This is a genomic window from Leeuwenhoekiella sp. H156 (assembly GCF_052218455.1).
GTDB lineage: Bacteria > Bacteroidota > Bacteroidia > Flavobacteriales > Flavobacteriaceae > Leeuwenhoekiella > Leeuwenhoekiella parthenopeia.
Window position 1 is genome coordinate 1678102 of the sequence record NZ_CP197499.1, and the last position, 21545, is coordinate 1699646.

The 21545-nt window shown below is 41.5% G+C and carries 17 protein-coding genes; 11 read left to right on the plus strand and 6 right to left on the minus strand.

Annotation, left to right across the window (positions count from 1 at the left end; genetic code table 11):
• Positions 1-55: 55 nt before the first annotated feature.
• Positions 56-1159, plus strand: coding sequence for a DNA polymerase IV (gene dinB / locus ACSSS3_RS07175; RefSeq protein ID WP_442847002.1), 1104 nt, complete (start codon positions 56-58; stop codon positions 1157-1159).
• 57 nt (positions 1160-1216) lie between these two features.
• Here dinB and pyk read toward each other — a convergent pair whose 3' ends face one another.
• From pyk to ACSSS3_RS07200, 5 genes are all read right to left on the minus strand, one after another.
• The gene (gene pyk, locus ACSSS3_RS07180; protein WP_442847003.1) at positions 1217-2653 is read right to left on the minus strand and encodes a pyruvate kinase; all 1437 of its coding nucleotides are present in this window, start codon (positions 2651-2653) and stop codon (positions 1217-1219) included.
• On the minus strand, positions 2653-3135 hold the full coding sequence (locus ACSSS3_RS07185; RefSeq protein ID WP_442847004.1) for an IPExxxVDY family protein: 483 nt from the start codon (positions 3133-3135) through the stop codon (positions 2653-2655). The genes pyk and ACSSS3_RS07185 overlap by 1 nt, the downstream gene beginning before the upstream one ends.
• An 83-nt stretch (positions 3136-3218) precedes the next feature.
• Positions 3219-3965, minus strand: coding sequence for a ribonuclease III (gene rnc, locus ACSSS3_RS07190; RefSeq protein WP_442847005.1), 747 nt, complete (start codon positions 3963-3965; stop codon positions 3219-3221).
• Positions 3966-3972: 7 nt separating this feature from the next.
• Entirely contained in the window at positions 3973-5226 is a 1254-nt protein-coding gene (fabF, locus tag ACSSS3_RS07195; protein WP_442847006.1) for a beta-ketoacyl-ACP synthase II, read from the minus strand.
• A 19-nt stretch (positions 5227-5245) separates the two neighbouring features.
• Positions 5246-5479 carry an acyl carrier protein gene (locus ACSSS3_RS07200; protein WP_009778413.1) on the minus strand — a complete coding sequence of 78 codons (234 nt, stop codon included), beginning with the start codon at positions 5477-5479 and terminating at the stop codon, positions 5246-5248.
• 178 nt (positions 5480-5657) lie between these two features.
• Here ACSSS3_RS07200 and purN point away from each other — a divergent pair, with 178 nt between their 5' ends.
• From purN to ACSSS3_RS07225, 5 genes are all read left to right on the plus strand, one after another.
• Positions 5658-6227 (plus strand): phosphoribosylglycinamide formyltransferase, encoded by a 570-nt coding sequence (gene purN / locus ACSSS3_RS07205; RefSeq protein ID WP_228228970.1) that lies wholly within the window; start codon positions 5658-5660, stop codon positions 6225-6227.
• 11 nt (positions 6228-6238) lie between these two features.
• Entirely contained in the window at positions 6239-6373 is a 135-nt protein-coding gene (locus ACSSS3_RS07210) for a hypothetical protein (RefSeq protein ID WP_442847007.1), read from the plus strand.
• Between the two features lie 40 nt (positions 6374-6413).
• The gene (locus tag ACSSS3_RS07215) at positions 6414-7049 is read left to right on the plus strand and encodes a ribonuclease H1 domain-containing protein (RefSeq protein WP_442847008.1); all 636 of its coding nucleotides are present in this window, start codon (positions 6414-6416) and stop codon (positions 7047-7049) included.
• Positions 7050-7209: 160 nt separating this feature from the next.
• Positions 7210-8133 (plus strand): PfkB family carbohydrate kinase, encoded by a 924-nt coding sequence (locus ACSSS3_RS07220; protein WP_228228972.1) that lies wholly within the window; start codon positions 7210-7212, stop codon positions 8131-8133.
• Between the two features lie 51 nt (positions 8134-8184).
• Positions 8185-10083, plus strand: coding sequence for an amidophosphoribosyltransferase (locus ACSSS3_RS07225; protein WP_228228973.1), 1899 nt, complete (start codon positions 8185-8187; stop codon positions 10081-10083).
• Positions 10084-10990: 907 nt separating this feature from the next.
• Here ACSSS3_RS07225 and ACSSS3_RS07230 read toward each other — a convergent pair.
• Complete coding sequence (locus ACSSS3_RS07230; RefSeq protein ID WP_442847009.1) at positions 10991-11599, minus strand: superoxide dismutase; 609 nt, start codon at positions 11597-11599, stop codon at positions 10991-10993.
• 161 nt (positions 11600-11760) lie between these two features.
• Here ACSSS3_RS07230 and ACSSS3_RS07235 point away from each other — a divergent pair, with 161 nt between their 5' ends.
• The 5 genes from ACSSS3_RS07235 (at position 11761) to ACSSS3_RS07255 (ending at position 21304) form a co-directional block, all read left to right on the plus strand.
• Entirely contained in the window at positions 11761-14901 is a 3141-nt protein-coding gene (locus ACSSS3_RS07235) for a UvrD-helicase domain-containing protein (RefSeq protein ID WP_442847010.1), read from the plus strand.
• Between the two features lie 242 nt (positions 14902-15143).
• The gene (locus tag ACSSS3_RS07240; RefSeq protein ID WP_442847011.1) at positions 15144-16520 is read left to right on the plus strand and encodes an OmpA family protein; all 1377 of its coding nucleotides are present in this window, start codon (positions 15144-15146) and stop codon (positions 16518-16520) included.
• A 146-nt stretch (positions 16521-16666) separates the two neighbouring features.
• On the plus strand, positions 16667-18043 hold the full coding sequence (locus ACSSS3_RS07245) for an OmpA family protein (RefSeq protein WP_442847012.1): 1377 nt from the start codon (positions 16667-16669) through the stop codon (positions 18041-18043).
• 79 nt (positions 18044-18122) lie between these two features.
• Positions 18123-20822 carry a PD-(D/E)XK nuclease family protein gene (locus ACSSS3_RS07250; protein WP_442847013.1) on the plus strand — a complete coding sequence of 900 codons (2700 nt, stop codon included), beginning with the start codon at positions 18123-18125 and terminating at the stop codon, positions 20820-20822.
• Between the two features lie 83 nt (positions 20823-20905).
• The gene (locus tag ACSSS3_RS07255; protein WP_442847014.1) at positions 20906-21304 is read left to right on the plus strand and encodes a hypothetical protein; all 399 of its coding nucleotides are present in this window, start codon (positions 20906-20908) and stop codon (positions 21302-21304) included.
• Positions 21305-21545: the final 241 nt, after the last annotated feature.

Here is a 21545-nt window from a genome sequence, read left to right on the forward strand (position 1 = left end):
GTCTAAAATACAACAAGCATCTTAAACCTCAACTTGTGCGTATTTTTGTAGCGCGATGGAAGAATTCCCCACAGACCGAAAAATCATACACGTTGATATGGACGCGTTTTACGCCTCTGTAGAGCAGCTGGACAACCCCGAGTTGCGCGGCAAGCCTGTGGCTGTAGGTGGTGGTTCAGAGCGTGGCGTGGTAAGCGCAGCCAGTTATGAAGCGCGAAAGTTTGGCGTACGCAGCGCTATGGCGGGAGGTCTCGCGCGCAGATTATGTCCTGACCTCATTTTTGTAAAAACCCGTTTTGACCGCTATCGCGAAATAAGCGCGCAAATACGGGAGATTTTTTATGAATACACAGATCTGGTTGAACCCCTCTCTTTAGATGAGGCCTATCTGGATGTTACCGAAAACAAGAAGGGAAACCCCAGCGCGACGAAGATCGCCCGCGAAATCAGGGCTAAAATCAAGGAGAAAACAGGCTTAAATGCCTCGGCAGGTATCTCAATCAATAAGTTTATCGCTAAAGTGGCCAGCGATATCAATAAACCCAACGGACAAAAAACCATTCCGCCGGAAGAGGTGATTTCATTTCTGGAAGCTCTTGATATTCGAAAATTTTACGGGGTAGGCAAGGTCACCGCAGAGAAGATGTACCAGCTGGGCATTTTTACCGGAGCTGATCTCAAGCAAAAATCGCCCGATTATCTTACGGAACACTTTGGTAAGAGCGGAAACCATTACTACAATGTGGTACGCGGTATTCACCATAGCCAGGTTAAGCCAGATCGTATACGTAAATCGCTGGGTGCCGAGCGTACCTTCAGCGAGAATATTTCGTCAGAAATATTTATGCTCGAAAGGCTCAACAGCATTGCAGAAGAGATAGAACGCAGGCTGAAGAAATCTGACGTGGCGGGTAAGACGATCACCTTAAAAATCAAATACAGCGATTTTACCCTTAAAACCCGAAGCAAAACCCTGCCCTATTTTGTACGCTCAAAAGATGTGATATTAGAAACTGCCAAAGAGCTTCTCTTTCAGGAAAAAATGGAAAACAGCGTACGCCTGCTGGGGATTACGCTGGCTAACCTCAATACCGAAGATCGAAAACAGGAGGAGCCGAAAGAACGCGAAATCGCGGTACAACTTAAATTTGCCTTTTAATAAAAAAGGTCATTCAGTTACATGAATGACCCTTCTTTCTATTCTAGAAGTTATAGCTTAACTACCCTGTATTTCACGTACGCGAAGGGTGTTTACCATACCTTTTTCGCTGATAGGCATAGCCGCCAGGCTTATTACCATATCGCCGATATTTAGGAAACCACTGTCCCGGGCAATCCGGTTAATGTCTCGCACCGTCTCATCTGTTGAAACAAATTTATCGTAGAAAAATGCCTTAACACCCCACAATAAATTCAACTGACTTAGGATAACCCGGTTTGATGTAAATACCAGAATGTGTGAATTGGGTCTCCAGGCCGAAATCTGAAATGCGGTATAACCTGAATTGGTAAGCGTTGTGATCGCCTTAGCGTCAATCTCGTTGGCCATAAGAGCCGCGTGATAGCAAATCGCTTTGGTAATATAGCGACGCGTGCGAATGTGTGGTGGTGTATGTGGTACTTTGATAAGCTTAGAATCTTCAACCTTTCTACAGATAGAAGCCATACGCTCTATTACCTGTACCGGGTATTTACCTACCGAAGTCTCCCCGCTCAACATCACAGCATCAGCACCATCCATTACCGAGTTGGCAACGTCGTTTACCTCTGCACGGGTTGGGGTAAGACTGTCTATCATTGTTTCCATCATCTGTGTGGCGATGATAACCGGGATTCGGGCTTTTTTAGCCGAAAGCACCAATTCTTTTTGAATAAGAGGTACTTCTTCTGCAGGAATTTCAACTCCTAAATCACCACGAGCAACCATCAAACCATCACTATAGGCAACGATTTTCTCGATATTTCTAACGGCTTCGGGCTTTTCGATTTTAGAAATAATAGGGATTTTGTGTTCTGAATGTTCTTTGATCAGATCCTGAAGCTGAATCAAATCACCCTCGTGTCTTACAAAAGATAACGCGATCCAATCTACTTTTTGGCTGATGGCGAAGATTGCGTCTTCAATATCTTTTTCGGTCAATGCCGGAAGCGAAATATTGGTATTAGGCAGGTTTACCCCTTTTCTCGATTTAAGCGGTCCTCCCTGAATAACTACGGTTTCTACCTCGCTTTCCTTATCGGTATTTAATACCTCAAAAATAAGTTTTCCGTCATCAAGCAGGATGCGCTCACCTTTATTTACATCTCTTGGAAAGTGCTCGTAGTTCATATAGACACGCTCTTTGGTGCCTTCAAATTCTTCTTTTGTAGAGAAAACTATCTTATCACCGGGCTCCACTACCACTTCGTCTTTCATCACACCAACCCGAAGTTTTGGCCCCTGTAAGTCTGCAAGAATTGCCGTGTTGTAGCCAAACTCTTCACTCAGGCTTCTGATCATCTGGATACGCTCTTTTACAGCATCGTAATCTGCGTGAGAAAAGTTGATACGAAAAACATCTACCCCTGCTTTTATCATATCGTGTAAAACTTCCCGTTTACTCGTGGCAGGGCCCAATGTGGCAACAATTTTAGTCTTTTTTGTGTCTGACATTATTCAAAAATTAAATTCTGTTTCGATTTTAAAGCGCTTACGTCTATCTGGTAAGCGGATATTATATGGGGAATTCGGTTTAATTGCCCCAAAAGTTTGGTACAGGGAGCGTTATCTTCATCGCTCTCAACTTTAAGCAGGTAATCGGCATTTTTTACTTCAGGAACCAAATTAAAGGTCTTGAAGTGTTCTGATTCTGCAAAAAGTGCGTTAGCTGTAAGCACCTGCGAATATCTTAATTTAAAATGATTTGAGATCAAGGTATAATTAAGATAATTTTTAGAATCTTCATACCGCATCGTGCCAAAACTGTACTTCAGTTGCTTTGCATAAAAATGTACATCCTCTGAACTTGACAGGCGCAATCCTGCGTATTTATTGATTAAAAAGGCCAATCTGTACTGTTCTAAAGAACAATGTATGGCGATCAGATTAAAGTCAAAATCAAAAGCCTCGTCCAGCAAGAGTTTATAAGATCCCATATCTGAGGTTAAAGATAAGTCAACTGTTTTTTAATTAGCGCACTTTTGCTTTATGAAACTGTAAACCTTCTTAATAAAGGAATTTAATTAAACTGTTGCAAATCTATTTTGCTCTGAAACACGTAATACGCCCTTTTTGCGGCCTTCTCTTCTGCTTTTTTCTTTGAAGTTGCCCGTGCCTTGGCCACCTGCTTGCCGTCGATACTCAATTTCACCGAAAAGTGACGAATCACATCCTGCCCGGAGTCTTCATAGGTATTGAAATTGAAAGTTTTCTTTTCTTTCTGGCACCATTCAATCAACAGGCTTTTATAGCTTATAACGCGTCCTTCAAGTTTCTCAATATCCACGTAAGGGTCAATGACGCGCTTATTTATAAATTTTCGGGCATATTTATAGCCGCGATCCATATAAATGGCACCCACCAGTGCTTCAAACAGATTGCCGTGTATATTGACTCCAAAATTCTCTTTAGGTATAGCCGCCCGAATGAGATTGAGTAAACCCAGGTCACGCCCCAGTTCATTAAGATGCTCACGACTAACCACCTTAGAACGCATTTTAGTTAAATAGCCCTCATCACCACGGCCTACCTCGTCAAAAAGATAAGCGGCAATAACGGCACCCAGCATCGCATCCCCCAGAAACTCCAGGCGCTCATAATTAAAGGGATGTCCCTTTTTATTTTGCAACCCCAGTGAGCGATGGGTAAAGGCTTCCTCGTAGCATTTTAAGTTTTTAGGCTTAAAACCCGTGATCTTTTGGATTACCCCAAAAAAATTCCCGTCCTTTTCAGAACGGGAAGTAAATATGTTGCGAATAACACCCATAGGTGGATTAATCGCTTAACTTTTTAAATAAGATACAAGCATTATGACCTCCAAAACCAAAAGTGTTGCTCATCGCTACATTAACTTCACGCTTTTGCGCTTTGTTAAGGGTTAAATTGAGCGAACTATCAATATTCTCATCAACCGTAGTATGATTTATTGTTGGAGGAACCAGACTGTGTTGCATCGCCAGAATAGAGGCGATAGCTTCAATGGCTCCTGCAGCTCCCAGTAAATGACCGGTCATTGACTTGGTTGAATTGATATTGATATCTTTTGCATGATCACCAAAAACTTTGGTAATCGCTTTTAGTTCTGCAACGTCTCCTAAGGGAGTTGAAGTACCGTGCGTATTGATCGCGTCTACTTCTTCCGGTTTTATGTTGGCATCGCGCAGACAGTTAAGCATCACGCGTTCTACACCTATACCATCAGGATGTGGTGCAGTCATATGATACGCGTCGCTAGACATTCCGCCACCTACAACTTCTGCATAGATTTTTGCGCCTCGTGCTTTTGCATGCTCGTATTCTTCAAGAATAAGGGCTCCCGCACCTTCGCCCAAAACAAATCCGTCGCGGGTTGCATCAAAAGGTCTTGAAGCAGTTTCCGGACTATCGTTGCGGGTGGAAAGGGCGTGCATCGCATTAAAACCACCCATACCCGCTTTGGTTACTGCCGCTTCGCTACCACCGGTAACAATGATATCGCAATGCCCCAAACGAATGTAGTTAAACGCATCAATCATTGCATTGGCTGAAGAAGCACATGCTGAAACCGTGGTATAGTTGGGCCCCATAAAACCGTGCTTGATTGAGATATTACCCGGGGCGATATCTGCAATCATTTTAGGTATAAAAAACGGATTGAAACGCGGAGTGCCGTCACCTTCAGCGAAGTTGATCACTTCATCCTGAAAGGTTTCCAGGCCACCTATTCCTGCTCCCCAGATTACACCTACCCTAAATTTATCAACCTCTTCCAGATTAATTCCGGCGTCAAGAATGGCCTGATCAGAAGATACCAGTGCATACTGTGCAAAACGATCTAATTTTCGGGCTTCTTTTCGGTCAAAAAAATCTAACGCGTTGAAATTTTTGAGCTCACAAGCGAATTTTGTTTTAAACTTCTCTGTATCAAAATACGTGATAGGGGCACAGCCACTCTTACCCGTACTCAATCCTTCCCAATATTCTTCAATATTGTTTCCGATCGGGGTAAGCGCACCAAGACCTGTTACAACGACTCGCTTTAACTCCATAAGGTAATTTGCTTTCTTCTTACTTTGCTTCTTCTATATAGGAAATAGCTTGACCTACAGTAGCTATATTTTCTGCCTGGTCGTCTGGAATCTGAATGTCAAATTCTTTTTCAAACTCCATAATTAGCTCAACTGTATCTAATGAGTCTGCTCCCAGGTCATTAGTGAAGCTTGCTTCAGCTACAACCTCGTTCTCATCAACGCCTAATTTATCTACGATGATAGCTTTTACTCTTGATGCAATGTCTGACATAATATTTAATTTTAAATTTTAATTAGGAGGCAAAAATAGCAAACTTTACGGTTTTACCACATTACCAGTCTAAAATGTGACGTTAATTTAAGTATTTAGTTTTTAAGAACAGGCTTAAAGCGCTTATTTAAACAAATAATAATGCGTTGTTTTGCAGCCTTACAACATTCTATTTTTAATGAAACATATAGTAATTTTTGCCTCAGGAAGCGGGACCAATGCCCAGCGTATCATAGAATACTTTAATGATCGCGACGATGCGCAGGTCGTTTTGGTGCTTAGTAATAAACCCACAGCGCAGGTGCTTCAACGTGCCGGCAAACTCAAGGTAAGTGCCTTTAGTTTTAATCGCACGGCTTTCTACGAAAGTGACCAGGTTTTAAACTTGCTTGAACAAAACAGACCCGATCTTATCGTTTTAGCGGGCTTTTTATGGCTGATGCCCAAAAAAATCATCGCAACATTCTCCGGGAAAATTCTAAATATTCATCCTGCGCTGCTTCCGGCGTATGGTGGTAAAGGCATGTATGGCTCACACGTTCACGAGGCCGTTGTTGCCGCAGGCGAAAAAGAATCTGGCATCACCATACACGAGGTCACCGAAGAATACGACAAAGGCAGCATCCTGTTTCAGGCTAAAACACAACTTACACCAAACGAAACCCCCGAAAGCCTTGCTGCGAAGATTCATGAATTGGAATACGAGCATTTTCCGCAGGTGATCGAAACGTTTTTGAATAAAAAGTAAAGCAGCACATTTTGAGCTTTTCGCTTTGCGGGAAAGTAGAAAGCATCAAAAAAGCAGATTTAAGTGATGGTATTTCCACCGAAGCCTGTGCTGAGGAATCGAAGTGGGCGGAAGAAAAGTTCAAAAAACAGCTGAGATTAAATTAAAAGATTTCCGCCTTCGCGGAAATGAAAAAGGAGCTTTTTAATGAGTAAGAAAGAAAAGTTTTACGTTGTTTGGCAGGGCAAAAAGCCCGGCATTTATACCACATGGAAAGATTGCAAGGCTATGATAGACGGGTATGCCGGAGCTCAGTACAAATCATTTCCCAGTTTTCCGGAGGCCAAAGCAGCCTATAACAAAGATTATAATGACGTAAAAGGAAGTTCGAAATCCAAGAAAGTACTTTCCGCTGCCGAAAAGGAAAAATATGGAGAACCTAATTTGTATTCTATCGCTGTAGACGCGGCCAGCTCGGGCAATCCCGGCAAAATGGAATACCGAGGGGTTGATACGCAAACGGGAAAACAGCTTTTTCATCAGGGGCCATTTATGCAGGGCACTAATAATATAGGTGAGTTTTTGGCACTGGTACACGGGCTTGCCTATCTCAAGAAAAAAAACAGTGACCGTATTATTTATTCTGATTCCCGCATTGCTATAGGCTGGGTAAAAAAGAAGAAGTGCAATACCAAGCTCACCGAAAATTCTAAAAACAAAGACGTTTACGATTTGGTACGCCGTGCAGAGCTCTGGCTTCAGAACAACACCTATAAAACGGTAATTGTAAAATGGGAAACTAAAGCCTGGGGTGAAATTCCGGCAGACTTTGGTCGTAAATAACCTGCTCACAGGATCTTTTTGAGCCTTCAAAACCCGGCAAACCTGTTGTTTTACAACGTATCAAGTTATTGAACAGGCCTTGAGGTAAGTTTAACGTCTATCTACCGACCATTGTTTACGAAAGCGCAAGCAAAACTGTATATTTGCAAAAAATTTTTTAATGCAAAAAATGGTAATTGTAGGCACCTGTGCCTTTGATGAGATCGAATCCCCTTTTGGAAAAACCGGAAAAATTCTGGGTGGTGCGGGTACCTTTATTGGTCTGGCTGCCTCAAATTTTGAAGTCGACCAGGCTATTGTGTCTGTTGTTGGTTCTGATTTTCCGCAGGAATATATCGACCTCTTAAAAAACAGAGGCATCAATATGGAAGGGCTTGAAGTGGTTAAAGACGGAAAGACCTTTTTCTGGAAAGGCCGCTATCACAATGACCTCAATTCACGAGATACCTTAATTACCGAACTTAATACGCTTGCAGATTTTAATCCCGTGGTGCCCGAAGCCTACCGCGATGCTGAAGTGGTGGTATTGGGTAATTTGCACCCGCTGGTTCAGCTTTCGGTTTTAGAACAAATGAACCAAAAGCCCAGGCTTGCCATTCTGGACACCATGAATTTCTGGATGGATAGTGCTCTGGAAGATCTTAAAAAAGTAATTGCACGCGTAGATGTGATTACCATAAATGATGAAGAAGCCCGTCAATTGAGCGGGGAATATTCTCTGGTTGTTGCTGCGCAAAAGATTTCGGCAATGGGCCCGCGCTATGTGGTGATTAAAAAAGGAGAGCACGGCGCTTTGTTATTTGAAGGCGAAAAAATCTTCTTTGCACCCGCTCTTCCCCTGGAGGAAGTTTTTGACCCTACCGGAGCAGGCGACACCTTTGCAGGTGGCTTTGCAGGCTATTTAGCCAGTACCGGGGATTATTCTTTTGAAAATATGAAGCGTGCGATCATTCACGGCTCCAATCTGGCTTCGTTCTGTGTAGAGAAGTTTGGCACAGAACGTATGCAGCAGCTTAGGCCCGAAGAAATCGAGACACGCCTGCAAAAATTTAAAGCCTTAACGCAATTTAATTTAGACCTATAAAAACCCGCGCCCTCTTCTTAACTGAAGGGGGCGCAAACATTACAACAAGCTATGAGTGATGCCATTAAGCACGAATGCGGAATTTCATTAATACGCCTCCTAAAACCCCTCGAATATTACAAGGAAAAATACGGGACCGCATTTTATGGAGTAAATAAAATGTACCTGATGATGGAAAAGCAGCACAACCGCGGTCAGGACGGTGCGGGCTTTGCCAGCATAAAGCTCAATATGGCTCCGGGTGAGCGATACATAAGCAGACAACGTTCTGTCGCCCAGCAGCCCATACAGGATATTTTCGCTCAGATAAACACCCGTATCAATGAGGTAATGCGCGAAAATCCCGAATATGCAGACGATGTAGCGCTGCAGAAAAAACACGTACCCTACATTGGCGAGTTGCTATTGGGTCACGTACGCTATGGTACTTTCGGTAAAAACAGTGTTGAGAGTGTTCACCCGTTTTTAAGACAAAACAACTGGATGCACCGCAACCTTATCGTTGCCGGTAACTTTAATATGACCAATGTTTTTCAGCTTTTTAATAAGCTGGTCGAGCTGGGTCAGCATCCTAAAGAAAAGGCAGATACCATCACCGTGATGGAAAAAATAGGTCACTTTCTGGATGATGCGGTTGCAAAAGTTTACAAAAAGCTCAAAAAGGAAGGTTATTCCAAATTTGAAGCCTCACCACAAATCGCAGAGCGTCTTAATGTGGCCAAAATTCTGAAAAAAGCATCAAGAGACTGGGATGGGGGTTACGCTATGGCCGGTCTTCTGGGACACGGTGATTCATTTGTATTGCGCGATCCTTCAGGGATACGCCCCGCATATTATTATAAGGATGACGAAGTGGTGGTGATCGCGAGTGAGCGACCCGTTATTCAAACGGTTTTCAATGCTAAATTTGAAGACGTGCACGAGCTTGACCCCGGTCACGCGATGATCATTAAAAAAAGTGGTTCTACATCTATCGAAAAAATTCAGGAACCCCACGAACGCAAAGCCTGCTCTTTTGAGCGCATCTATTTTTCGAGAGGAAGCGATGCTGAGATTTATCAGGAACGAAAGGAACTGGGACGTTTACTCATGCCCGAAGTGCTGAAGCACATTGATCACGATACGCAAAACACCGTATTCAGTTATATTCCTAACACCGCCGAAACTTCGTTTTACGGTATGGTTGAGGCTGCACAGGCAGAGCTCGATAAACAAAAGGCAGACGAGATTTTGGCGCGCAGAAACGAACTCGACAAAGCCGGACTCGAAGAAATTCTGTCTAAAAAATTACGCACCGAGAAAATTGCGATTAAAGATGTAAAACTGCGCACCTTTATTACCGAAGACAGCAGCCGGGACGATCTGGTTGCCCACGTGTATGACGTGACTTATGGTGTGGTTAAAGAAACTGATAATCTGGTTATCATAGACGACAGTATTGTACGCGGAACGACCTTAAAGAAGAGCATTATCAAAATGCTTTCACGACTCAATCCCAAGAAGATTGTGGTGGTCTCTTCTGCTCCGCAAATACGTTACCCGGATTGCTACGGAATCGATATGGCCAAACTACAGGACTTTATTGCCTTTAGAGCAGCTGTAGACTTACTTAAAGAACATGGTAAGGAACACATTATTGATGATGTTTATCAAAAATGCCTGAGTCAGGTTGACTTTGAAGATAAAGAAGTAATCAATTATGTAAAAGAAGTGTATGAGCCCTTTACAGACGAACAAATCTCTGAAAAGATTGCTCAGTTACTGAAAGACGAAACTATAAAACCAGAGGTAAGTGTTATTTATCAAAAAGTTGACAATTTACACAAGGCGTGTCCTAAAAATCTGGGAGACTGGTACTTCACAGGTAATTACCCTACCGTTGGTGGTAATCGTGTGGTAAACCGTGCTTTTATCAATTATGTAGAAGGAAATTTAAAAAGAGCGTATTAAAAACACTCTTCAACTGATAATAACGCATTTGGTCTAAAAGTTTTGGTAGCTAGACCATCATTGTAATACTTTAGTATCTGCCATAACATAAGTAGGTTAAGTTCATGGTAGATTTGGGGCAAAAAAGGTGGATTCATTCCACCTTTTTTATTTGCACCAAATCGGGGTGGCGAGCAAAACGAAATTTTAATAAGCCCCTTTAATCTCTATCCAAATAAGAATCAAAACGGCTACTCATTATAAAAGCGAGCCGTTTCCCACTCTTGTATTCTTCCAAATTTATTAGTTGCACCAAATCGGGGTGGCGAGCTTACCACGATTGTATTTAGGATTGAAATGCCCCTAAGAAACCTCCTGAAAACTAAAAGCACCAACACAAGGCAGCGAGCCGTTTCCCACTCCTGTAATTTTCCACCTTTTTTAGTTGTACCAAATCGGGGTGGCGAGCTTACCACGACTGTATTTAGGATCGAAATGCCCCTAAGAAAGCTCCTGAAAACCAAAAGCACCAACACAAGGCAGCGAGCCGTTTCCCAATCCTGTAATTTTCCAACTTTTTTAGTTGCACCAAATCGGGGTGGCGAGCAAAACGAAATTTTAATAAGCTTCCTTAATCTCTATCCAAATACGAATCAAAACGGCTACTCATTATAAAAGCGAGCTGTTTCCTAATTGCTGATTTCTTTCAACTTTTAGAGGTTGATTCCCGATTTTAAAAATGCGTGAGGGATAGTAGCGGAAATCCCGCAGCCCTTTTGAGGGGCGAGGAATTGCAGCGCATAGCCTGCCTTTACCGGCAGGCAGGCCCGACCTGAAAGGGCACGCCCCATTTAGAATAAACTACCCTTAAAATTTGACATAAAAAAACCCGGTCATTAAACCGGGTTTTAAAATCAGTTAGTTCTGATTATTTATTTTGTGCATAACGACTAGAAACTTCTTTCCAGTTGATTACATTAAAAAACGCATCGATATATTCCGGACGCTTGTTTTGGTATTTTAAATAGTATGCGTGTTCCCAGACATCAAGTCCAAGAATTGGAGTTCCTCCACAACCTACACCCGGCATAAGTGGGTTATCCTGGTTTGGGGTAGAACATACTTCTACTTTTCCTCCTTCATGAACACACAACCATGCCCATCCTGAGCCGAATTGTCCACCGGCTGCATTTGCGAATTTGTCCTTGAAAGATTCAAATGAACCAAAAGCCGAATTAATCGCCTCTGCAAGTTCGCCACTTGGCTCTCCTCCTCCATCAGGAGACATTACTTCCCAAAATAGGCTGTGATTGTAAAAACCACCACCATTGTTACGTACTGCGCTGTTAGACATATCCAGATTGATCAGGATGTTCTCAATGGTTTTGCCCTCTAGATCTGTACCTTCAATAGCAGCATTAAGTTTGCTGGTATACCCGGCGTGGTGTTTATCGTGGTGAATTTCCATGGTTTGAGCATCAATATGAGGCTCTAATGCATCTTTGGCATATTTTAATTTCGGAAGTTGAAATGACATATCTGTGATTTTTTCGTTAATATAAAGTTCTTCATCAAAGATAACAATAACAGCAGGGTATCGAAAGTTCACGATGTTATAATACTCTTAAGGTTTAGACGATTATAGGCTATAACGTTTATTTGAGTTGCTTTGCCTGCCAGAATTAGTATCTTCATCCTATGGAAAATGAAGCAGCCTTTTTAATCTACAATGCTTCGGCAGGTGCCGGAAAAACATTTACACTCGTTAAGAATTATCTGGTGATTCTGTTTAAAAGCTCTAATGAGTTTAAGTACCGGCGTATTTTGGCCATTACGTTTACAAATAAGGCGGTGGCCGAAATGAAGACCCGTATAGTAGAAAGCCTTCAGGAATTTAGTGAAGATTCGATTCTTGAAAGTCCTACTCCACTTTTGCTGGCTGTCGAAGAAGAAACCGGCCTGGAGCGTCAGGTTATTCAACAGAAAGCCAAACGCCTGCTAAAAAATATCATTCAGGATTTTGCCTCTTTTGACGTGGTAACCATAGATACCTTTACCCATCGCATCATCAGAACCTTTGCTTACGATTTAAAAATTCCTCAAAACTTTGAAGTCGAACTCAATACACAAGAGGTGCTTGAGCAGGCTGTAGACCGGCTTATCGATAAAACGGGTAGTGACGCCCAGATCACTGCTATCCTTATCGATTATGCTCTTGAAAAAACCGATGATGATAAAAGCTGGGACATCACCCGGGACTTCTATGAAATCAGCAAATTACTGCTTCGTGAAAACGACCTCAATTATCTAAAACTGTTGGAGTCTAAAAGTCTGGAAGATTTTACGGCATTAAAGAAAAGCATTCACAAAAAACTAAAAGGCCTGGAAGAAAAAATAAGCAGCTCTGCGCAGGCAATGCTTGATTTTTTCTCAGGGGAAGGTCTGGAAGATGCACATTTTACCCGAAAATCCCTGCCTAATGCTTTACACAAACTGGCTTCAGGGGATCTATCCATAAATCTAAATACCAATTGGGTGCAGAATTTAGGGAATGAACCTTTGTATACTAAAACTCAGAAAGAACCCATCAAAGCTATTTTAGATGGAATAAGCAGTGAAATCGCTTCGCGTTTTAACACCATCAAATCCTACATTCTGGAGTATGGCCTAAATACCGAAATTTATAAGAAAATCACCCAACTTTCGGTTCTGCAGGCTATAAACAAAGAAGTTCAGCAAATAAAGGAAGAAAATAATCTCGTGCTGATTTCAGATTTCAATCAACTTATAAACAGCCAGATCATCAATCAGCCTACTCCTTTTATCTATGAACGTTTGGGCGAGCGTTACGAGAATTATTTTATTGACGAGTTTCAGGACACCTCTCGCCTGCAATGGCAAAATTTAATTCCGCTTATTGACAATGCTATAAGTACCTATACTCAGGAAGAAAATTTGAACAGTCTGATGCTTGTAGGCGATCCCAAACAAGCCATTTACCGCTGGCGTGGTGGTGACGCCGACCAGTTTATTGCACTGGCCGGCGGAGCGAATCCTTTTCAGAATGAAAACAAAAACGTGTACAATCTACCGCGTAATTACAGGAGTTATTCTGAAATCATCACATTCAATAATGCATTTTTCACAGAGATCGCCGGTGTTTTTGAAAACCCGGATTACAATGCGATCTACAAAACCGGAAACGCCCAGGAGCTCAATTCAAGCTCAGGAGGATATGTTACTCTTACATTTGTAGAGATTGGTGTAAAAGCCGACACCACTCCACGTTATCTGGAAGAGGTAGTAAAAACCATCCGCTCCTGTACCGAAAATGGATTTAAACTTCGGGATTTGTGTATTCTGGTTAGACGGAATAGTGAGGGAATTGAAATTGCTCAAAAACTTCAGGAAGAAAACATCGCGGTGATTTCAAGCGAAAGCCTGCTGCTTGCTCAGGCTCCCGAAGTGGTTTTTATGGCAGATTTGCTGCATTATGTCGTAGAGCCACAGTCTAAAGCCATTGCGATTAAACTTTTAGAATATATAGCAGCGCATAATTATGATCTTACCGATACGCACGGCTTCTTTTCCAAGTATTTGGAATTTAGTGGTCAGGGTCTTTTTGATGCTGTTCTTCCCAAAGATTCGGGCTTTGATTTAAACTTTTGCAGTTCATTACCCTTATACGAATCAGCCGAATATATAGTGAGGTCCTTTGGCCTTAATAATCGCGGCGGAGCTTACATTCAGTTCTTTTTAGATGCTATTTTCGATTTTTCTCAAAAACATTTAGGTGGCCTTCCCGAATTTCTGCACTGGTGGGAACTTAGAAAAGAACGGTTGAGCATCAGCACCCCTTCAAAATCTGAAGCGGTACAGATTATGACCATACATAAATCAAAAGGACTTGAATTTCCGGTGGTCATCTACCCTTTTGCAGATACAGAACTGTATCCCAATAACTCCGATAATTACAACTGGTACCTGCCCCATAAAGACGAATTTGACGGCTTTGATGCGTTGCTGATTAATCAAAACAGCAAACTAAAGGATTTTAATGAGCAAACCGCCCGTTTGTACGAAAGCAGGCGCAGTGAACAGCAGTTAGACAGTTTAAATATATTATACGTTGCACTTACGCGAAGTATCGAGCAATTACACATACTAAGTACTCAGCCTAAAAACCCGGGCCAGGCAAATACCTTTGCAGACCTTTTGTATACTTATGCAGCTGCTCAGACTGCGTTTGATTCTGAAAAGAACCATCTGGCATTGGGCAGTCCCGCACGAATTTCAAATGGAATTGAGCAGAAAAGTCGGGCTCAGGAACTAAAGTTGATTTCTTCGGCAAAGGAAGATCACAGTATAGCCATGGTGATTCAGGATTTAGATATCAGGGAGTCTCCGCGTGCTGCAGCTATTGATTACGGTAATATCATTCATAATTTACTTTCTCAAATTGATTTTCCGAAAGATGTGTCTCTCGCCTTAAAAAAGGCTCAGGTTAAGGGAATTTTACCCGCAGAGGTTGTACCTGAACTAAAAGACCAGCTTGATACGCTTATCAGTACCCTGCAAGCCAAAGGCTACTTTAATACCCAACATCTCATTTTAAACGAAAGAGCGATTCAGCTGAATAGGGAGCTCATCAGACCCGATCGTATTGAAGTAACATCGGATAATAAGATCTATTTGCTGGACTATAAAACAGGAAAACCGGAAGAAACACACCATCAACAACTCGCTTTTTATGCCAAAAGTCTTGAAAAACTGGGTTATGAGGTGGTAGAAAAAGCCCTGTACTATCTCAATGACGATGCCAAACTATTAGTAATTTAACAGACTGTTAATGGGTATTTAATGATATAATCTTCAGCAATTGAAATCAATAAATTTCTATTTAAAAATTTGGTTATCAATATTTTAAGTGGAATTCCCGATAATCTGATTGATTCTATTTTATCCTAAAAACCGTGTAAATTGCCTGAAAGCTGCCGTAAATGTTTAATAAAACTTTATCAAAAGCAGCTTTGCCGTGTTTTTTTAACAAACTACTTTTACCCCGAATCAACTACACCATTATGATCAATAGAATTTTCCTTTTCATTGCACTGTGTACTACTATCCTTATTTCAGATCAATCATTTGCTCAGGACAAAAACAATCCCTGGTATATTAGTATTGGTGTAAACGCTGTAGATACCTATCCGGTAGGTGAAGACAACAGACCTTTCACCGGGGGCTTTCCTAACGAAATGTACAACGCTGAAGATCACTGGAATATACTTCCATCTTTGTCTACTTTATACGTAGGACGCTATATAGGTAGTGGATTTAGTTTGGGAGTGAGAGGTTCTTTAAATAAAATTGACAAATTGGGCGATGCTCCTGCAGATGATTTGGCCTACTATGCTATTGACGGAATATTTACTTACAGTTTCCGCGATGCTTTATTTGGTGAAGGAGGATGGTTTGATCCCTATTTAGGGCTTGGTGGTGGTTACACCTTTGTGGGTGATCAACCCAGTTTTGGTACCGCTAATGGTACTGTAGGTTTAAAAATCTGGTTAGGAGAGTCTATAAATCTAAATCTCTCTTCTACTTACAAACATGCATTTGAAGATAGATATGTTAAGCATATGCAACACACTGCAGGTATTGGTTTTGCCTTTGGCGGAACTGATAGTGACGGTGATGGCATCTTCGATAAAGATGATGAATGCCCTGATACTCCGGGACTTGCCGAATTTAATGGATGTCCAGATACTGACGGTGATGGAATTAAAGATAGTGAAGATGCGTGTCCTGAAGTTGCCGGGTTACCTGAATTTAACGGATGTCCAGATTCTGACGGTGACGGTATAGCCGATCCTAATGATGAGTGTCCTGAGACAGCAGGATTAGCTGCTCTTAATGGATGCCCTGACGCTGATGGCGACGGAGTAAAAGACTCAGAAGATAATTGTCCGAATGAGTCAGGACCTGCCGAAAATGACGGATGTCCTTATAAAGATCAGGATAATGATGGTGTACTGGATAAAGACGATGAGTGTCCTACTGTGCCAGGTACCGTTGCAAATAACGGATGTCCTGAAGTGACTGTAGCTGTATTGGAAGAGATTAATGTACAGGTAAGAACAGTACTTTTTGATCTGGATAAAGCAACAATACGTAAAGAATCTTACGAAACCTTAAATGCGGTTGCAGTAACAATGAAAGAATATCCAAATACCCAATTCCTTATTGAAGGTCATACCGACAGTCAGGGTTCTGATAGTTATAACATGAATCTTTCTAAAGAGCGCGCAGCTTCTGTAAAAGATTATTTAGTAGGCCAGGGCTTACCTGCAAGCAGACTTTCATCAGAAGGTTTTGGGGAAACCAGACCTGTTGCAACCAATGCAACAGCAGCCGGAAGACAGAAAAACAGAAGGGTAGAAATATCCTTAATTGACTAAAAACATAGAACTTATTGAGCAGCAGTGTCAAAACACACTAAAACTAATTTAACACTCTTAACTGAATTTTATTAATTTTGGCTTTGCTGCTTAATTTTAACAAATTACATTTGCTTTCGATTAACACTTAATTTTACTTACTTAACATGAAAACTCTTACTAAACTATTTTTATTTGCAGCTTTTGCTCTTGCGAGTCTAAGTACAGCAAATGCTCAAGACAAAAACAACCCGTGGGGTGTTCGTATTGGGGTTAACGCAGTTGATACGTATCCTGTAAATCCTGATAACAGACCATTTACCGGTGGTTTTATCAACGAATTTTTCAACCAAAGAGATCACTGGAATATTCTTCCTTCTGTTTCTACCTTATATGTAGGTCGTTACATTGGTAGTGGTTTTGCTCTTGGTGTGCAAGGTTCTATCAATAAAATTGACAAATTTGGAGATGCTCCTGCTGACGATTTAGCTTACTATGCAATTGATGGTATGTTCAGCTACAGCCTTCGTGACCTTATCAACGGTGAAGGTGGCTGGTTTGATCCTTACCTCGGTGCAGGTGGTGGTTACGTGTTTGTAGGTGATATGCCTAGCCACGGTACTGCTAACGGAACCTTAGGTATCAAATTTTGGTTAAGTGATAACATCAACCTTGATTTCTCTTCAACTTACAAGCACGCTTTCGAAGATTACTATACTAAGCACATGCAGCACGTAGTTGGTGTAGGTTTCGTATTTGGCGGAACTGATACTGACGGTGATGGTATCTACGACAAAGACGATGAGTGTCCTGAAACTCCAGGTGTAGCTGAGTTTAACGGATGTCCTGATACTGACGGTGACGGAATCAAAGACTCTGAAGATGCTTGTCCTGAAGTAGCTGGTCTTCCAGAATTTAACGGATGTCCTGATACTGACGGTGATGGTATCGCTGATAACGAAGATGCTTGTCCTGAAGTAGCTGGTCCTGCTGCAACTAACGGTTGTCCTGATGCTGACGGTGACGGTGTAAATGACTCAGAAGATGAGTGTCCTAATGAAGCTGGTCCTGCGGCTAACAACGGTTGTCCTTATGCTGACAGAGATGGTGATGGTGTTCTTGACAAAGATGATAAGTGTCCAGATGTTGCCGGTACTGCTGCTAACGACGGATGTCCTGGTGTAGATGCTAGCGTTCTTGAAACACTTAACGGTGAAGCTGGTCGTATTCTTTTCGATACAGATAAAGCTACCATCAGAACTTCTTCTTACGAGACTCTAGATCGTATCGCTGAGATCGTTAAACAATATCCTAACGCTCAATTTGAAGTAGAAGGTCACGCTGATAGCCGTGCAAGTAATGCTTACAACATGGATCTTTCTGAAAGAAGAGCTCAATCTGTTGTAGATTACCTTACTTCTAAAGAAGGTGTAAACGGAAGCCAGTTATCTATTAAAGCTTACGGTGAAGAGCAGCCTATCGCTCCTAACACTACAGCTGCTGGTATGCAACTTAACAGACGTGTAAAACTTACTTTAAAGTAAGAAATAAGCAGATGTAAAATCTGAATTATTAAATACAGAAAACGCCCTGATTAATCAGGGCGTTTTTTATTTTAGACCTATGACAACATTTATAGACGAGGTTATTTCAGATTTTTTGAGCAGACATTCTCAAAATCTTGTAAACACAGTTGTAATCTTACCTTCTAAGCGAGCAGGCGCATTCTTCACAAAAAAGCTACGTCTACATCTTGAAGGGCAATTTACATTTCTTCCGAAAACCTTAAGTATTGAAGAGCTAATAGAGGATATCTCAGGGCTTACAGCAGCATCATCTACGCAGCTTCAGGTAGAATTATATCAGGTTTATCTACGGGAATGCCCCGAAGACGAACCCGAGAATTTTCTAAGCTTTCTGGGTTGGGCACAGACCCTCATAGGAGATTTTAATGAAATTGACCGGCATCTCATACCCCAGGAATCCTTTTTCGATTATTTAAGCGCCGTAAAGGAGCTTAACCAATGGTCTACAGAACAACCCACTGAATTGATTTCAAATTATCTGAAATTCTGGAGGTCGGTAAAAACCTATTATTCTGCATTTACAAAACATCTAATAGAAAAAGGTATCGCCTATCAGGGCATGCTTTATAGAGAATCGGTCTCCCGGATCGAAAGCTATTTAAATAACGATCAAAATAATTATATCTTTTGTGGTTTCAACGCTTTAAACAGGGCTGAGCAGCAATTAATTAGAACATTTCTACAACGCGAAGGAACCCATATTTACTGGGATTTAGATCCTTATTTCAGAACCGGGCAAAACCGCATAGCCCATACCTTTATAAGTAAATATCTTGAGGAATGGTCTGAATTAAAAGCAAACAGTACGCTTTTACCTCAAGCGCAAAGCAACTTCAACACTCCAAAAACCATTAAATCTATCGGTATTGCCCAAAATATAGGGCAGATCAAATACGTGGGTCAAATTTTAGAAAGCTTTTCTCCCGATGATATTAATGATACCGCAGTAGTGCTGGGAGACGAGGGCCTTCTTCTGCCACTGCTCAATTCCCTTCCGCCCGGGGTGAAAACGGTAAATGTTACGATGGGGCTTTCTTTAGATCAGATTTCACAGGCTGCCTTCTTTGAAACCTGGTTTCAGCTTCAGATCAACAAAAGGGATTCAGAATATTATTATAAAGATGTTCTTGCTCTTTTAGATCAACCTTATGCCATTGCGTTACTAGGCGGCTCCAGAAACCTACTTAAAGCGAAAATCACCTCCGAAAATCTCATTTATTTAAAACCTCAGGAACTGGTAGCACATAACCAGGCTGTAAACCTGCTTTTTGAAGACTGGAAAGATGCGTCACAAGCAGCAATTACTGCAAGTTTAAACCTAATAGACCAGCTTAAGGCGATTATGCAGGCTGAACAAAAATGGATCGAACTCGAGTTTTTAGCTGCCTTTGAGCGCCTTTTCAATCAACTTGGCGATCTAAACGCCTCTTACCCCTATTTCAATACGGTAAAGACCTTAAGACAGTTTTACCGCGATTTACTTCAAAAAGAAACACTTGACTTTAAAGGAGACCCTTATCAGGGATTACAAATTATGGGTGTTCTTGAATCGCGTGTGATCGATTTTAAGCACGTCATCATCACTTCTCTTAACGAAGGCACGCTGCCTTCAGGGAAAAGTCAGAACAGTTTCATTCCTTTCGATCTTAAGATTGAATACAATCTGCCTACATACCGGGAGAAAGATGCTATCTACGCCTATCACTTTTTTAGATTGCTGCAACGCGCCGAAACAGCACATTTGCTCTTCAACAATGAAGCTTCCGGACTTAATTCGGGCGAAAAGAGTCGGTTTTTACTACAACTAGCAACAGATTCTGAAGCACTATATCACTATTCTGAAAGTACCGCTTCGGCTTCTGTAAAAATCGAACCACCCAAACTCAAAGCAGTCTCAAAAACTCCGGAATTGATTGAAAGCCTCAAAAAACACGCGCGATCGGGGTTTTCGCCATCGGCACTTACCACGTACATCAGGAATCCCATTGATTTTTATTATAAATATGTACTGGGTATTGAAGAGCTGGAAGAAGTAGAAGATACGATTGCTCACAATACCTTGGGTACCGTTGTTCACGAAAGTCTGGAGCAACTGTACAAGCCCTATTTAAATGAGGTGCTTTCACCTGCCATTCTCCAAAATCTCCTGAAGCAATGCGATGCAGAAGTATCCCGTCAATTTGAGCTCTGTTATAATATAGGGAATATCAAAACGGGTAAAAACCTCATCATTTTTAATGTTGCCAAGCAATTTGTTCGCAATTTCTTACAGGCCGAACTCGTGCAGCTCGAGGCCGGCTCAGAAATTTTGATCACCGGTCTTGAACTTAAGTTTGAAACCCAAATAAGACCCGACTTAAAACTAAAAGGTACCGTAGACCGAATGGACCGTGTAGACGGTACATTGCGTATTCTGGACTATAAAACAGGAAGGGTTGAAGCCGGTGAACTGGTCATCAAAGACTGGGAAACCCTTATTACCGATTATAAGAAACAATCCAAGGCTTTTCAGGTGCTTTGCTACGCGCTTATGCTTTCTAAAGAGAAAAGCCTTCCTGAGCAGGCTGAGGCGGGCATTATTTCCTTTAAAAATCTTGGAAGAGGATTTCTCAAACTCAGTGAGTCTAAAGAGACCTCCATAACCCCTGAACTGCTGGAGACCTTTGAAGTCTATTTAAACAAGCTCATCGATGAAATTCTGGACATAAACACTCCGTTTATTGAGAAAGAGGTTTAAAGCAAGCACTTAATCAAAATTCTTCATGTAACAATTTGTACCAAAGTATCACTTATAGGTATAAATCTTATAGAATCTGAAAAATGGAAACACAACCTAACAACCTGAACACCTTTAAAATTCTCATGGTAATTAAAGGAGTCTTTAATCTTCTGGCGGCATTATTATTTGCAGGCTACGGTTTTTTTGTGAGTATGATATTTACTAACATCAATCAGGGTGAGCTTGAAAACGCTCCATTTGATGTAGGTACTTTTCTGGGTGTCTTCTCGGGAATAGGCTTTGTTGTGATGCTTGTATTTGCTATTCTTACCTTTATGGCCGCAAAATATTTGGGCGAAACGCGTAAGCATACGTTTATCACAGTAGTTTCAATACTCAACTGCTTCACCGGTATTTTAGGGATACTTTTGGGAATATTTACCCTTATTGAGATCAATAAGCCACACGTAAAACCTTTATTTAACAAAAACCCGGCATAGATTAAGTCTTAAAAATCAAAGGAAAAACCCCTTTTTTTAACCTAAGGGGGTTTTTTATTTAGAATGATTTTTAAACTCCATTGTTTAGGGCCGTGCTCGTAAGAAAAAACTCCGGCACTTTGCCTCTTGCTCATTTTCAGCACTTTCTACTGAAATCCGTAAAAATCAAACGACGAAACAGCTGCTCCAAAGACCTGTTACGGAATGGAAATTCCCATTCCACATCTACCTTCAACACCGC